Consider the following 14,352-nt stretch of genomic DNA (forward strand, 5'->3'; position numbering starts at 1 on the left):
ACGGGCCACACTAACGCATCCGCTGGCGAATGCAATCAGACCAATGGGTGGCCCACATCCCCGTTGAAATTTCAGCGATTGGCGAAATACATCGTCACTTCAAAGCCGATACGCAGGTCGGTGTAGGCGGGTTTGGTCCACATGGGGCGTTCCTCTTGTTATGCCGGGAAAGTCCGGTATAGGCATTAATGCATGGGTGGGCTGGCGGGCGAATGCTACTTTCGAACGAGCCGGTCGCAGACGTTAGTCTCGGATGGACATCGATCAAACTGGGGAGTTGGCTTGCCTGCGATGGCCATCGTGGTTTAACGGGGCGCCTGAGATCAAGATCAAAAGCCAGATCAAAAGCAGAGCAACAGCAAAGCCAGAGCGCGAAGCTGCATTCCCCTGTAGGAGCTGGCTTGCCTGCGATGGCGGTGTATCAGCCAATACATTTATCGACTGATACACCGCTATCGCAGCGATCCGACAAGCCAGCTCCCACACTTGATTGCATTTCAAGCAGGGAGGCTGATGTCTGCCCATCAAAGGGTGGAAGCTGGCAGTTCAATCAGGCGATCAGAAGAACCCCAACGGGTTGATGTCATAGCTCACCAGCAGGTTCTTGGTCTGCTGGTAATGGTCGAGCATCATCTTGTGGTTCTCACGCCCCACCCCGGACTTCTTGTAGCCGCCAAACGCGGCGTGCGCCGGGTACAGGTGGTAGCAGTTGGTCCACACGCGCCCGGCCTTGATCGCCCGGCCCATGCGGTAGGCGCGGTTGATGTCGCGGGTCCACAGCCCGGCACCGAGGCCAAATTCGCTGTCGTTGGCAATCGCCAGGGCTTCGGCTTCGTCCTTGAAGGTGGTCACGCCCACCACCGGGCCGAAGATTTCTTCCTGGAACACGCGCATTTTGTTGTGGCCCTTGAGCAGGGTCGGCTGGATGTAATAGCCGCTGGACAGGTCGCCCTCCAGGTGTTCGGCGGCGCCACCGGCCAGTAGTTCGGCGCCCTCTTCCTGGGCAATGGTCAGGTACGAGAGGATCTTGTCGTACTGCTGCTCGGACGCCTGGGCGCCGACCATGGTTTCGGTGTCCAGCGGGTTGCCGCGCTTGATCTTGACGATCTTCTTCATGACCTCGGCCATGAACGGCTCGTAGATCGACTCCTGCACCAGCGCCCGCGACGGGCAGGTGCAGACCTCGCCCTGGTTGAAGAACGCCAGCACCAGGCCCTCGGCGGCTTTCTCGATAAAGGCCGGTTCCGCCTGCATGATGTCTTCAAAGAAGATATTGGGCGACTTGCCGCCCAGCTCGACGGTAGACGGAATAATGTTCTCGGCCGCCGCATGCATGATGTGCGCGCCTACCGGGGTGGAGCCGGTAAAGGCGATCTTGGCGATGCGCTTGCTGGTGGCCAGAGCCTCGCCGGCTTCGCGGCCAAAACCCTGGACGATGTTCAGCACGCCGGCCGGCAACAGGTCGGCGATCAGCTCGGCAAACACCATGATCGACAGCGGCGTCTGCTCGGCCGGCTTGAGCACGATGCAGTTGCCGGCGGCCAGGGCCGGGGCGAGTTTCCAGGCGGCCATCAACAGCGGGAAGTTCCACGGGATGATCTGCCCGACCACGCCCAGGGGCTCATGGAAGTGATAAGCCGCAGTCAGTTCGTTGATCTCGGCAGCGCCGCCCTCCTGGGCGCGGATGCAGCCAGCGAAATAACGGAAGTGGTCGGCGGCCAATGGCACGTCGGCATTCAGGGTCTCGCGCACGGCCTTGCCGTTGTCCCAGGTTTCGGTCACGGCCAACACTTCCAGGTGCTGCTCGATGCGGTCGGCAATTTTCAGCAGCACCAGGGAACGATCCTGGGCCGAGGTCTTGCCCCAGGCATCGGCGGCGGCATGCGCGGCGTCCAGCGCCTTGTCGATATCGGCGGCGCTGGAACGCGGGAATTGGGCAATCACTTCGCCGGTGACCGGCGAGGTGTTGGTGAAGTATTCACCGTTGACCGGGGCCACAAACTCGCCACCGATAAAGTTGCCGTAGCGCGGCTTGAAGGTGACGATGGCGCCGGGGGTGCCAGGTTGTGCGTAGATCATGATGAGGCCTCTTTCGGGGGGATGTTGTTATTGATCTATCCGTTGCATCTGGGCGCGTTCATAGCGCGGATACAGGTGGCTGACACTGCGGATCAGTTCGTAGCGGCTCAGGCTGATGGCCGCAAAACGTTCGGGGATGGGGCTGCGGATCATCTCGCCCATGGCACTGCCGTTGGCGGCACCGGTAGCCATGAGCTGGTCGAGCCAGCCCAGGTAGTCACGCATTTGTGCAAAGGGCTGGGCGTCGCTAGCCACGGGGCCGTGGCCGGGCACGATGAGCTTGCAGGGCAGGCCTTGCAGGGTGGCGATATCCGCCAGCCATACTGCAAGGCCGGGGGTATTGGGGGTGGTCAGGGCGCGCTGGTAAAACACCAGGTCGCCGGCAAACAGCACGCCGCTGGTCTCGTCGAAAATCGCCAGGTCGGCGCCGGTATGGCCGCTCAGGCTCAGCAGGCGCAAGGAGTGCCCGCCAAAGGTCTGCACGCCGGGGCTCAGCGTCTGGCTGGGCAGCAGCACTTCAGTGCCACGCATCCAGTCGCCGACCATGCGGTACATATTTTCCGCCATGCCATCGCCCTGCTCGCGCAGCAGCGTGGTGGTGCCTGCCAGCGCGCCGATGGGCACATCCTTGAACGCCTGGTTGCCCAGTACATGGTCGGGGTGGTGATGGGTCAGCAAAACCTGGATCACCGGTTTGTCGGTGACCGTGGCAATTGCCTGGCGCATCGCCTCGCCGTAGCGCCGGGACGGCCCGGTGTCGATCACCACTACCCCGGCCTGGGTCACGATAAAGGCGGTATTGACGATATTGCCGCCGTTGGCCCTGGCGAAATTGTCGGTGCTGCCTTCCAGCAGCCAGGTGTCGACAGCGATCTGCCGGGGCTTGAGGGCGTAGTCGAGGTCGGCCAGCGCGGGCAGGCTCAGGCCGAACAACAGCAGCCATAGCCACTTCATGGGATGGCTCCGGAAAACTCGCTGCCGCTGGTGTCGCGCAACAGTAGGCGCACCGGCCCCGCTCCTTGCAGGTCAAACGCAAGGTCGGGGTTCTCGCTGACCGCCGCGAACAGCTCCAGGCGCGCCAACACCCGGTCCTGGGCGTCGCGCAGCTCGGCGTGGTTGATGTAGAACTCAGGGATGCCGCTGACCATGCCATTGTCCATCGGGTGCGCCACTTGCAGGCGCAGCCGGCTGAAGTCCGCGCGGGGGTAGCGACCGCCCAACACTTCTCCCAGGTGCTCTTCCCAACCCGGCTGGCTGCGCACCACGCTGGGCGCGGTGCAGCCACCGCCGGCGGCGTCGATCAGGGTCGAGCCCACATGCCACAGGCCATCTTTGGTCAACACGGCCGCGCGCAACGGCGTGGCCTGTTCGATGCGGATACGAATCGCCAGCCAGGGCAGCACGCCCTCGCCCGGCTGGAAGTCGACGATTTTCGGCAGTGGATTGAGTTCGGCCCAGGCGATGATCTTCACTACCTCGCCCTTGAAGGCGCGGGCATCGATTTCCAGCGGCACCTGCCGCGCATCTTCGGCAAAGGGCGGCGCCAGCAGTTGGACCCGCTCATCAAAGACAAACGGCGCATTGCCGAGCAACTGCTGGTGGAAATAGCTCCACATCACCGATGGCACCGGGTCTTTGCCGGGGTCCATCCCGTAGGCGGCCACTGGCAACCAGCAAGCCAACAGCCAACGTGCGCGCCAGCCCATGGCTTACTCCTCGACGTGCACGCTATCAAGATAAGTGCGTACCGCCCATAAGGCTTCCTGGCTCAGGTAGTCGGCCATTTTCGGCATGTACACCCGGCCATCGCGCACGGCACCGTGGCGCACCCGTTCGACGAACCACTCGTCCCCGGCATCGCCCTCGTCAAGCATGCGCAGGTCCGGCGCGATCCCGCCGGACTTGGCTTCCAGGCCATGGCACGCGGCGCAGTTCTGGTTATAGGCCGAGGCGCCGACTTCCACAGCCTTGTCATGTTCCGGCGACTGGCGATATGGGTTCACCGCCGCCCAGCCGTCCGCATCCAGCGTCACGCCGGCATCCTTGACCGGCGTCAGTCCCTTGGTTTCCACGGCAGTGGGTGTGACGTTGCCATGGGCCCAGGCGGAGCCTGCGCCGATCACCCCGGCCAACAGGCCGGCAACCAGCAAGGCGTTGCGTTTTGTTGTCATTATTGTCCCCTCAGGATTGCACGCAAAACCTCTCTACAGAGGCTATGGCAACCATCATAGGAACGCCTCGCCAGGGCCCGTATGCTGCTTTGGTGGCCGGGTTCTACTCCCTTCGTAGTAAGGCTTGCGGGCCCCTGCTAAATCAGATGCGGTTCGGGAAATTGTCCCGGCTACACCGGGATATTTTCCGTATCCCTGCGCCCCATCCAGCCAGCAACCTGTGCAGGCCAAAACCTCCACTGGGAACTGCAACCATGACAATAAGATCGCTACCCGCCCTCTCGCCGCTGAGCCTTGCCGTGCAGGCTTTCCTGCTGGTCGGCAGCCTGTCCTTGAGTGCGGCGAGCTTCGCCGCTGCCGAACCTGCCAAGCAGACGCGCAACGTCACTTGGGAAGACATTGCCAACGACCACCTGACCACCAAGGACGTGCTGCAATACGGCATGGGCACCAACGCCCAGCGCTGGAGCCCCCTGGCCCAGGTCAACGACAAGAACGTTTTCAAGCTCACACCGGCCTGGTCCTACTCGTTCGGTGACGAGAAGCAACGCGGCCAGGAATCCCAGGCCATCGTCAACGACGGCGTGGTGTATGTCACCGGCTCCTACTCCCGGGTATTCGCCCTCGACGCCAAGACCGGCAAGCGCCTGTGGACCTACAACCACCGACTGCCCGACAACATTCGCCCGTGCTGTGACGTGGTCAACCGCGGGGCGGCGATCTTTGGCGACAAGATCTACTTCGGCACCCTCGATGCGCGCCTGATCGCCCTCGACAAGAACACCGGCAAAGTGGTGTGGAACAAGAAATTCGGCGACCACGCCGCCGGCTACACCATGACCGGCGCCCCGGTGCTGATCAAAGACAAGGTCACCGGCAAGGTCCTGCTGATCCACGGCAGCTCCGGTGATGAATTCGGCGTGGTCGGCCAGCTGTTTGCCCGCGACCCGGACACCGGCGAAGAAGTGTGGATGCGCCCGTTTGTCGAAGGCCACATGGGCCGCCTCAATGGCAAGGACAGCACCACCACCGGCGATGTGAAAGCACCGTCCTGGCCGGACGATCCAACCACCGAAACCGGCAAGGTCGAGGCCTGGAGCCACGGCGGCGGCGCCCCTTGGCAGAGCGCCAGTTTCGATGCCGAAACCAACACCATCATCGTCGGCGCCGGCAACCCAGGGCCGTGGAACACCTGGGCGCGCACCTCCAAGGACGGCAACCCCCACGACTTCGACAGCCTCTACACCTCCGGCCAAGTGGGTGTCGATCCAAGCACCGGCGAAGTGAAGTGGTTCTACCAGCACACACCCAACGATGCCTGGGACTTCTCCGGCAACAACGAGCTGGTGCTGTTCGACTACAAGGACAAGGACGGCAAAGTGGTCAAGGCCACCGGCCACGCCGACCGCAACGGCTTCTTCTACGTGGTCGACCGCAACAACGGCAAGCTGCAGAACGCCTTCCCGTTTGTCGACAACATCACCTGGGCCAGCCATATCGACCTGAAGACCGGCCGCCCCGTGGAAAACGAAGGCCAGCGTCCGGCCAAGCCGCTGCCGGGTGAAACCAAGGGCAAATCGGTGGAAGTCTCGCCGCCGTTCCTCGGTGGCAAGAACTGGAACCCCATGGCCTACAGCCAGGACACCGGCCTGTTCTACATTCCGGGCAACCAGTGGAAAGAGGAATACTGGACCGAAGAGGTCAACTACAAGAAGGGCTCGGCGTACCTGGGCATGGGGTTCCGGATCAAGCGCATGTATGACGACCACGTCGGCACCCTGCGCGCGATGAACCCGACCACCGGCAAGGTGGTATGGGAACACAAGGAAGCCCTGCCATTGTGGGCCGGCGTGCTGGCGACCAAGGGCAACCTGGTGTTCACCGGCACTGGCGATGGCTTCTTCAAGGCCTTCGACGCGAAAACCGGCAAGGAGCTGTGGAAGTTCCAGACCGGCAGCGGCATCGTCTCCCCGCCGATCACCTGGGAACAGGACGGCGAGCAGTACATCGGCGTGACGGTTGGCTACGGCGGCGCGGTGCCGTTGTGGGGCGGCGACATGGCCGAGCTGACCAAGCCGGTGGCGCAAGGCGGGTCATTCTGGGTGTTCAAGATCCCGAGCTGGGATAACAAGACCGCGCAAAAATAACCCCCGTTGATGATCGTTCCCACGCTCTGCGTGGGAATGCTTCCCAGGGCGCTCCGCGCCCCAACGGCCACCACGAGATCCCCGCCATGAACTACCTGCCCCTCTTACTTCTGCTGTCCCTCCCCCTGGCCTACGCCGACGATGGCGACGACCAACCCCTGGTCATCAACGGCTGCACCATCGCCCCCCACAGCCAATGCCCCGGCGCCAACCTCAAGGGCGCCAACTTGCGTAACGAGGATTTGAGCAAAATGAACCTGGCCGGTGCCGACCTGCGCGAGGCCGACCTGCGCCACGCCAACCTCGACCTGGCCAACCTGGAAAAAGCCCAACTGCAAGGCGCCAACCTGACCCGCGCCAGCCTGCAACAAGCCAACCTGCGCCTGGCGGATTTCAGCGGTGCCACCTTGATGGCCGTGCAAGGCTGGGGCATGTTCGCCCAGGGTGCACAGTTCGAAAACGCCAACCTCAGCGCCGCCTACCTGCAATTTGCGCGGCTGTCGGGGGCCAAGCTGCACAAGGCCAACCTGCGTGCCGCGGACCTGGAAATGACCTGGCTGAGCAAAGCCGACCTGCAAGGTGCGGACCTCAGCGATGCCAACCTGCAAGAAGCCAAGTTCGGTGAAAGCAACCTGGAACAGGCCACCCTCACCGGCACCCGCCAGCACTATGCAAACTTCCAGGATGCGAATATGGAGGGCTGCAAGGACTGCCCCACCACTTGGGACCGTTAACCTGTGTAGGCGCCGGCTCGTCGGTGCCTACACAGGTGCGATTTATCCCGCCGCCCGCACCACGCCCATATCAATCCCCACATGCACCAACTCCGCATGGGAGCTGACCTGCAATTTGCTCTTGAGCAAGGTCAGGTGATTGGACACGGTCTTGCTGCTGATACTCAGTTGATCAGCAATGGCCCGGGTGGGCGTGCCCTTGGCGAGCATCAGGAAAATCTCCAACTCGCGGGCGGTCATGCCCTGCAGGCGGTGATCGACCGGGTGATAGGCCAGCTCGGTGGCCAGGGCCTGTTCGATGTAAGTGTGGCCGTCGAGAATGCGCTGCACCGCCTCGTTCATCACCGCAGGCGTCGCGCCCTTGGTGATATAACCCGCAGCGCCGACCTCCAGGGCCTGGCGTACCAGGGGCAGTTCCTGATGCTGGCTGAAAAACAGCACGCGCAATTGCGGCAGGCGCTGGCGCAGGCGGCGGGTGGTCTCCAGGCCACTGATGCCCGGCAGGCCAAAACCGGTGATCACCAGGTTCGGCACCGCCTCCTGCACCCGCGCCAGCGCCTCTTCGCCACTGCCCGCCTCGCGCAGCTCCACGCCCGGTAGCAGCGCCCGCAACAGGCTGCTGTAGCCCAGGCGCACCACGGCGTGTTTGTCGACCAACAGGATATTCATGAGGCATGTGCCGGCATCACCAGCAGCGGCGCCGGGCGCGGGCCGTGGAGCTTGTCCACGCCGATCAGGCTGACAATCAGCAAAAACGGCAAGAGCAGCGCCTTGAGGATTCGCATGATCGTACAACTCCCGAGGATGATCGTTGCCTTGCATGCTAGAGCCCCCGGGCACGCGGTGAATTACTACTTTGGTACTGGTTTTGCTGTCTATCGTCGCATTCCCAAGGCAGCGCGACTGGCATGTAATGGGCGCATAACTATAAGGATCGTACCTGCCATGCTGCCCGCCCGACTGACCCTGGTTGCCGTGCTGTCGCTGACCCCGCTGCTGGCGGCTGCCGAGGCGCCCACTGCGCTATTTTCCAGCGACGGCTACCGCATCAACCTCTATCGCAGCCCCACGCCTGCGCACCTGCCGGGCGCGACCATCGTCGACACCCCTGCCCTGCAAGCGCTGCTGGCGCAACAACCGCGCCCGGTGCTGATCGACGTCTACCGCCGACAATGGCTGCACGGCCAGTTCATCGAAGACCAGCCCCACGCCAACCTGCCCCGCAGCCATTGGCTGGCCAATACCGGCGATGGGGAGCTGACGCCAGAATGGCAAAGCTACTTTGCCCGCCACCTGTATACCTACAGCGGCGGTAACCTTGCACACCCGTTGGTGTTCTACTGCCGCTCAGATTGCTGGTTGAGTTGGAACGCGGTAAAACGGGCCAATGCCTTGGGCTATAGCGCTGTGTATTGGTATCGCGATGGCCTGGACGCGTGGGAGGCAGCCAAGCTGCCAGTCGCCGCGGCACACCCTGAGCCCTTTGAGCTTGCCCCCTGAACAACCACAATAAAAAGGTGAACGGCCATGTATAAAATTCTGATTGCCGACGATCACCCGCTGTTTCGCGAAGCGATCCATAACGTCATCAGCGACGGTTTTGCCGGTAGCGAAGTGATGGAAACCGCCGACCTGGACAGCGCCCTGGCCCTGACCCAGGAGCATGACGACCTCGACCTGATCCTGCTGGACCTGAACATGCCCGGCATGCACGGCCTCAACGGCCTGATCAACCTGCGCAACGAAGCACCGACGATTCCGGTGGTGATCGTCTCGGCCGAGCAGGACAAGCAGATCGTGCTGCAGGCCATTACCTACGGGGCGGTCGGCTTTATCACCAAGTCCTCGCCACGGGCGCAGATGACCGAGGCGATCCAGCAGATCCTCAATGGCAACGTGTACCTGCCGCCGGACATCATCCGCACCCAGAAAAACCCCGGCCAGCGGCGCATGCACGACAACCCGGCCTTCGCCCCGGAACTGCTCCAGGCCCTCACGCGCAAACAGCTGCTGGTGCTGGAACGCATGACCAAGGGCGAGTCGAACAAGCAGATTGCCTACACCCTGGAAATTGCCGAGACCACGGTGAAGGCCCATGTGTCGGCGATTCTGCGCAAGTTGAATGTGCACAATCGGGTGCAGGCGATCTTGAGCGCCGGGGACATCGACTTCGGCTCCTACCTGCGGCGCTGATTTTCCTGACGACTGCGATCAAAATGTGGGAGCGGGCTTGCTCGCGAATGCGGTGGGTCAGTAATGAATGTATTGACTGACCCACCGCATTCGCGAGCAAGCCCGCTCCCACATTTTGATCGAGATTGTGTCAGGGGCGGCCCAAGAGGTGGCTCATGGCAGTCTTGAGTTTCATCGGCCGCACCGGCTTGTGCATCAAGGTGTGCCCCAGCTCGCGGATCTGCAGTTTCAGCTCGTTGCTGTAGTTGGCGGTGATCATCATCGCCGGAATCGCACTGGCCCGCCGCGCATTGATCCTGGCCACCGCGTCCACGCCATTCTGTTCATCATCCAGGTGGTAATCAGCAATCAGCAAGTCCGCCTGGGCATGGTAGTTGTCCACCTGGCGTGCCAGGTCCTGCTCGGACAAGGCCGTCACCACCTGGCAGCCCCAACCCTCCAGTAAAGTGCGCATGCCGGCGCAGATCGCCGCGTCGTTATCCAGCACCCACACCCGCGCCCCCTGCAAGCGCTCGAGCATCGGCTCGCTCATCACCGGCATAGGCAAGACCCTGGGTGCGGTGCTGCTCAACGGCACCTCCACACTGAACATCGAACCCCGGCCCGGCCATGAGCGCACGCTGATCCGGTGCCCGAGAATCCTGGCGATTTTCTCCACAATCGCCAGGCCCAGGCCCAGCCCGCGATCCTGGTCGGGACGTTGCACATCGCCGCGCTTGAACTCCTGGAAAATCTCCTCCAGGCGCTCCTCGGCGATGCCCATACCAGTGTCCCAGACCTGGATCGACAAGCGCTGATGCTCACGCCGGCAACCCAGCACCACGCGCCCGCCGTAGGTGTAGCGAATGGCATTGCTCAACAGGTTGCGCAAGATCCGCGCAAGCAACTGGATATCGCTGCGCACCAGGGCCGAGCAGCCAATAAAGTGCAGCTGCAAGCCTTCGCTGCGCGCCACTTGGGTGTATTCGGCGGCGAGGTTGTCCAGCAGTTCGCTCAAGGCAAATGGCGCGATATCGGCCTTGATCACCCCGGCATCGAGCTTGGAAATATCCACCAGGGTGCCCAGCAGGTTTTCCACATCTTCCAGGGAATTGCTGACGTTGCGCACCAACGTTTCGTTGGCCACCGGGTCACGGCGTTCCAGCAAGGCCCCGGTAAACAGGCGCGCGGCATTCAGCGGTTGCAGCAGGTCATGGCTGACCGCCGCCAGAAACTTGGTTTTCGACAGGTTGGCCTGCTCGGCCTCCAGCTTGGCTTCGCGCAGGCGCGACTCCACGCGGCGGCGCTCGTCGATTTCCTGCAACAGTTGGTCGTTGAGCGAGGTCAGCTCGGCCGTGCGCTCGCGCACTCGCAGCTCCAGGTTCTGATACGCCTGGTGCAGGGCCTCGGCGGTGCGCCGGCGTTCGGTGATGTCGCGGATCAGCACAAAGATCCCCACCACCTCGCCACTGGCCAGGCGATTGGGCACATAGGAGCGCAGCATGTAGCGCTCCTGGTGGTTGATGTTGGTTTCGGCGAACTCAAAGGTCACACTCTCCCCCGCCAACGCCTGCGCCACGTAGGCTTCCAGGCGCTGGTAATGCTGTTCGCTGTGGGCCTGGCGCAGGCTTTTGCCGAGCATCGCGCCCTGCGCCCAGCAATACCATTGCTCGTAGACCTTGTTGGTGAACTCGTAGACCAGGTCGGCATTGAGGTAGGCAATCAACGCCGGCACATGGTCGGTGATCAGGCGGATCCAGCGTTCGCTTTCCTGGGATTTCTGCGCGACGGCCTGTTCACGGCGCAGGGTTTCCGCCAGTTTGACGTCGGTGATGTCGGTAAACAGAATCACCCGCCCGCCGTCCTGGGTCGGCCTTTCGCTGACTTGCAACCAACGGCCGTTATCCAGGCGGTAGAACAGGGTTTCATCGGCATGCCCATGGGCTTCTTCGGTGAACAGGCCGTTGACCGTCATCAACCGCTTGACCTCGCGCAGGCCCATGCCCGCGACAATCTGCACCGGGCTATTGCTCCAAAATCCCTGGAAGCGGCTGTTGAACAACACGATGTGCTGGTGTTGGTCGAACAGCACAAAGGCATCGGAAATGCTCTCGATGGCATCGATCAAATGCTGGTGCGCGGTTTCCGCCCGCAGCCGCGCCTCGCGCAGCAGATGGTTGCTGGCCTTGAGTTCGGCCATCGCCTGGTTGAGCGCATCGGTACGTTCGCGCACCTGCTCGGCCAGCACCACCGAATGCTGGAACGCCGCATAGGGGTCGTTGCCACGGGTCGCGCCGGACTCGACGCGCTCGATCAGCGCGGCGTTGATCCGCGCCAGCTTGCGATTGTCCTGCTGCAGGGCGCGGATCTGCGCGTGCAGTTCAGCGCTGTCCAGGGGTTCGACCACGGGCAATGGCGACCCCGGTAAAGGTCTGGTTGATGTGCATGCCATTGAACTGTTCTCCGTAGGTGTTGAACCCCATCACCCGTTGCTCGCGCAAAAAGGCGCCGATCGGCTCCAGGGCGCCGTGCTCTTCGAGCTCCAGGCGCCGCAGGAAACAGTCGCAGCCAATGGTCAGCAGCAAGTCGCCAAGGCGCGCTTGCAGGCCGTCGAACAGGGTCTGCAGGTTGGGCAGGATCGGCCCCGGGGTCATGGCGGTGAGGACGATGCCGTTTTCCACCGCGCAGTAGAAACTCAAGCTCAAGTCGTCGTGGACCTGCTGGATCGCCCGCACGTAGTACTGATCATTGACGCGCACCGCCAACGGGTGGGCGGCGAAGATCCGGTGATCAAGTTGCGCCACGGCCACGCCGATATGCCGCGCGTATTCCTCGGCGGCAGGTTCGGCGTTCAATTCAAAGACCCGTCGCGAGGCGCTGTCCGCCCCTGTCACCACCAGCTTCTGTGCCAAGGGCAGGATGTGGTGGGTGGTGAACACCTCGAAATCCAGCCAGGTATTGACCAGTACCACCACCGCCGCGCCGCTGTGAAAGGCTCCGTCGAAATACACGTGGGTGTGGGTCAGGTGGTTGTCATCGCCGGCCGAACCGCCGAAATGGGGGATATCACCAAGCGCCGCGCTCAGGGCGGCGAGGACCATTTCTTCACGGCTGGACAGGCCATCGAGCAGGGTCAAGGCAAAGCTGTTGCCCTTGATCGGCGCCAGGGTGTTGCTGCGACAGCCGCCCACCAGGCGTTCGACCATTTGTTGCGCGTCGATCAGGCTGAAGTGCTCGACCTGGTCGATCAGCTCGGTGGCGATGGAAAAGTGCGCGTGGTCAAACCCCACCGCCGTCACGCAATTGCGCCCGTACCCCTGGGGTGTGATCTCGCCGGCACTGGTGCAACCCACCACACGAACACCACCGAAACTGTGTTGCAGGGCCTGGCCGAGGGCTTGCAGGTCGTAGGTGGCAGAGCAGAAGAACAGCACGAAACCCAGGTACGGGTGCAACAACTGGCGCGCCAGCTCATCGGCCACCTGCCGCGCCTCGCTGGCCTGGGACATGGCTGTGACTACGCCTTCGCTGTGCACCTGCTGCATGGTCATCTCCCCGTTGAAGCTCAAGTGTACGAACGCGCGGGGTGGCGACCTATGCTACTTGGGTACTGGGTCGGGGCTTCGATGGGATGAGAGCCACCGAGCAACAGATGAATCTCTGTGGGAACAGGCTTTGTGTGGGAGCTGGCTTGCCTGCGATTGCATCACCGCGGTGTAACTGATCCACCGAGTCGCAAGCATCGCAGGCAAGCCAGCTCCCACATAAGCCAGCTCCCACACGTTTGACCGTGTTCCAGGTCATTACCAGGTGAGCACCGCCCCCACCGCAAAGGTATCGGTGTCTTCATTCTGCGCACTGGTGTCGTGGCCGGTGATTTCGAACTGGTTGTACTCGGCCACCAACTTCAGGTTGTCGTTGATGTCATGGAACAGGGCAATGCCACGGGTTTGGTAGTCGGCACCGCTGCCGACCACGCCGTTGCCGTCGTCCTTGGTCTTGCCGTAGGACAGCGCCAGGCGGTTCTTGCCCAGTTTGTAGGAACCCTGCAACAGGTAGCCGTTGCTGTCGACATTGCGCAAGGTGGCTTCCCCGGCGTTGTTGGTAAAGAAGGGGTTGATGCCCTTGGCCTGGAAGCCGGAACCGGTGAGCGACAAGCCGCCCAGCTTCGCCTGCACGCCATAGCCCAGGCCCTTGGAGGTCACCGACTCGACGCTGGAGTCGGTGTTGTCCGAGGTCTGGTAGCTGCCGTTGAGCCAGCTGTAGATCTTCGCCCCGCCCACGTCGAACTGGTAGGTGATCTCGCTCTCGGTGCGCGGGTTCTTCTGGTAGGCCTTGCCCAGCGCGCTGCTGTCGTTGGTGTCGACCGGGTCCATGATGCCCACGGCCACCCGCAGGCCTTCCATTACCGGGGTGCGGTAGGTGATCTGCGAGGTGGGGAACGGGTACGGGTAGCCGCTACCGATGTTGCCGAACGACACCCCGCCGCCGTCCACCAGGCCCAGGCTGTCGCTGACCTGGCCGTAACCTGCGAGCAGTTCGTCAAGCAGGATGTTGGAGCGGGCGAACAGACCGAAGTCCTTGCCGATCAGCACTTCGCCCCACTCGGGGTTGGCCACGGTGCCGTAGAACTGGCGCACGTCGATGGCGGTGTCGGTGCCGTTGGTTTCACTGTCGTTGATGGTCACCCAGAACGAAGCGCGGGCGCCGAGCTTGAGGTCATCGACCTGCTTGCCCATGTTGAAGCCCAGGTAATTGGGCAAAAAGCCCATCTTCACCCGCGACTGGCGCCGGTCGTACTGCTCGCCGGCACGGTCCACGTCGCTGTTGACGTAGAAGGCGTTGATATAGCCGTCGGTGGAGAAGGTGGTCTCGTCCTTGTCGTACAGCACGATTTCGGCCTGGGCCAGCGAGCTCAAGCCGAGGCTGGCGATAAAGGCTGGCAACAAACGACGGGGGAAGTTCTTATTGTTATGCATGGCGCGCTCCGCGACGGGGGTCTGGGTGTCGGAGGCGATTATCGAAAGTCGGGCAGCGCGGTTAAACGCT

General features: G+C 62.6%; 13 protein-coding genes. 4 read left to right on the top strand and 9 right to left on the bottom strand.

Annotated features, from left to right (window positions below; all coding sequences use genetic code 11):
- Positions 1 to 71: 71 nt before the first annotated feature.
- The 5 genes from pqqA to pedF form a co-directional block, all read right to left on the bottom strand.
- Positions 72 to 143, bottom strand: coding sequence for a pyrroloquinoline quinone precursor peptide PqqA (gene pqqA, locus HBO05_RS23225; RefSeq protein WP_003243383.1), 72 nt, complete (start codon positions 141 to 143; stop codon positions 72 to 74).
- A gap of 415 nt (positions 144 to 558) precedes the next feature.
- Positions 559 to 2,079, bottom strand: a complete 1,521-nt coding sequence (locus HBO05_RS23230) for an aldehyde dehydrogenase family protein (RefSeq protein WP_172314177.1) — start codon at positions 2,077 to 2,079, stop codon at positions 559 to 561.
- 27 nt (positions 2,080 to 2,106) lie between these two features.
- Positions 2,107 to 3,033, bottom strand: coding sequence for a quinoprotein relay system zinc metallohydrolase 1 (locus HBO05_RS23235; protein WP_170057926.1), 927 nt, complete (start codon positions 3,031 to 3,033; stop codon positions 2,107 to 2,109).
- Positions 3,030 to 3,785 carry a quinoprotein dehydrogenase-associated SoxYZ-like carrier gene (locus HBO05_RS23240; RefSeq protein WP_169954420.1) on the bottom strand — a complete coding sequence of 252 codons (756 nt, stop codon included), beginning with the start codon at positions 3,783 to 3,785 and terminating at the stop codon, positions 3,030 to 3,032. Before HBO05_RS23240 ends, HBO05_RS23235 begins: the two co-directional genes overlap by 4 nt.
- A 3-nt stretch (positions 3,786 to 3,788) precedes the next feature.
- On the bottom strand, positions 3,789 to 4,250 hold the full coding sequence (gene pedF, locus HBO05_RS23245) for a cytochrome c-550 PedF (RefSeq protein WP_169954421.1): 462 nt from the start codon (positions 4,248 to 4,250) through the stop codon (positions 3,789 to 3,791).
- A gap of 254 nt (positions 4,251 to 4,504) precedes the next feature.
- Here pedF and exaA point away from each other — a divergent pair, with 254 nt between their 5' ends.
- Together exaA and HBO05_RS23255 are read left to right on the top strand one after the other, a co-directional pair.
- Positions 4,505 to 6,397, top strand: coding sequence for a quinoprotein ethanol dehydrogenase (gene exaA / locus HBO05_RS23250; protein ID WP_169954422.1), 1,893 nt, complete (start codon positions 4,505 to 4,507; stop codon positions 6,395 to 6,397).
- Between the two features lie 86 nt (positions 6,398 to 6,483).
- Positions 6,484 to 7,131, top strand: coding sequence for a pentapeptide repeat-containing protein (locus HBO05_RS23255; RefSeq protein ID WP_169954423.1), 648 nt, complete (start codon positions 6,484 to 6,486; stop codon positions 7,129 to 7,131).
- A 42-nt stretch (positions 7,132 to 7,173) separates the two neighbouring features.
- On the opposite strand, the gene HBO05_RS23260 is transcribed toward HBO05_RS23255, so the two are convergent.
- Entirely contained in the window at positions 7,174 to 7,800 is a 627-nt protein-coding gene (locus HBO05_RS23260) for a response regulator transcription factor (RefSeq protein WP_169954424.1), read from the bottom strand.
- A 276-nt stretch (positions 7,801 to 8,076) separates the two neighbouring features.
- Here HBO05_RS23260 and HBO05_RS23265 point away from each other — a divergent pair, with 276 nt between their 5' ends.
- Both HBO05_RS23265 and HBO05_RS23270 read left to right on the top strand, forming a co-directional pair.
- A complete protein-coding gene (locus tag HBO05_RS23265) occupies positions 8,077 to 8,631 on the top strand; it encodes a PQQ-dependent catabolism-associated CXXCW motif protein (RefSeq protein WP_172314179.1) in 555 nt (184 codons plus the stop codon).
- 27 nt (positions 8,632 to 8,658) lie between these two features.
- A complete protein-coding gene (locus HBO05_RS23270) occupies positions 8,659 to 9,324 on the top strand; it encodes a response regulator transcription factor (RefSeq protein WP_029296512.1) in 666 nt (221 codons plus the stop codon).
- 130 nt (positions 9,325 to 9,454) lie between these two features.
- On the opposite strand, the gene HBO05_RS23275 is transcribed toward HBO05_RS23270, so the two are convergent.
- The 3 genes from HBO05_RS23275 to HBO05_RS23285 all read right to left on the bottom strand — a co-directional run bounded on the left by HBO05_RS23275 (position 9,455) and on the right by HBO05_RS23285 (position 14,282).
- Positions 9,455 to 11,716 carry a PAS domain-containing hybrid sensor histidine kinase/response regulator gene (locus HBO05_RS23275; protein ID WP_169954426.1) on the bottom strand — a complete coding sequence of 754 codons (2,262 nt, stop codon included), beginning with the start codon at positions 11,714 to 11,716 and terminating at the stop codon, positions 9,455 to 9,457.
- Complete coding sequence (gene nosP, locus HBO05_RS23280) at positions 11,685 to 12,848, bottom strand: nitric oxide-sensing protein NosP (protein WP_170043150.1); 1,164 nt, start codon at positions 12,846 to 12,848, stop codon at positions 11,685 to 11,687. The genes HBO05_RS23275 and nosP overlap by 32 nt, the downstream gene beginning before the upstream one ends.
- A gap of 258 nt (positions 12,849 to 13,106) precedes the next feature.
- Positions 13,107 to 14,282: a porin gene (locus HBO05_RS23285; RefSeq protein ID WP_172314181.1), complete on the bottom strand. Its 1,176-nt coding sequence runs from the start codon at positions 14,280 to 14,282 to the stop codon at positions 13,107 to 13,109.
- Positions 14,283 to 14,352: the final 70 nt, after the last annotated feature.

The organism is Pseudomonas sp. WS 5079 (genome assembly GCF_012985465.1).
Classification (GTDB): Bacteria; Pseudomonadota; Gammaproteobacteria; order Pseudomonadales; family Pseudomonadaceae; genus Aquipseudomonas.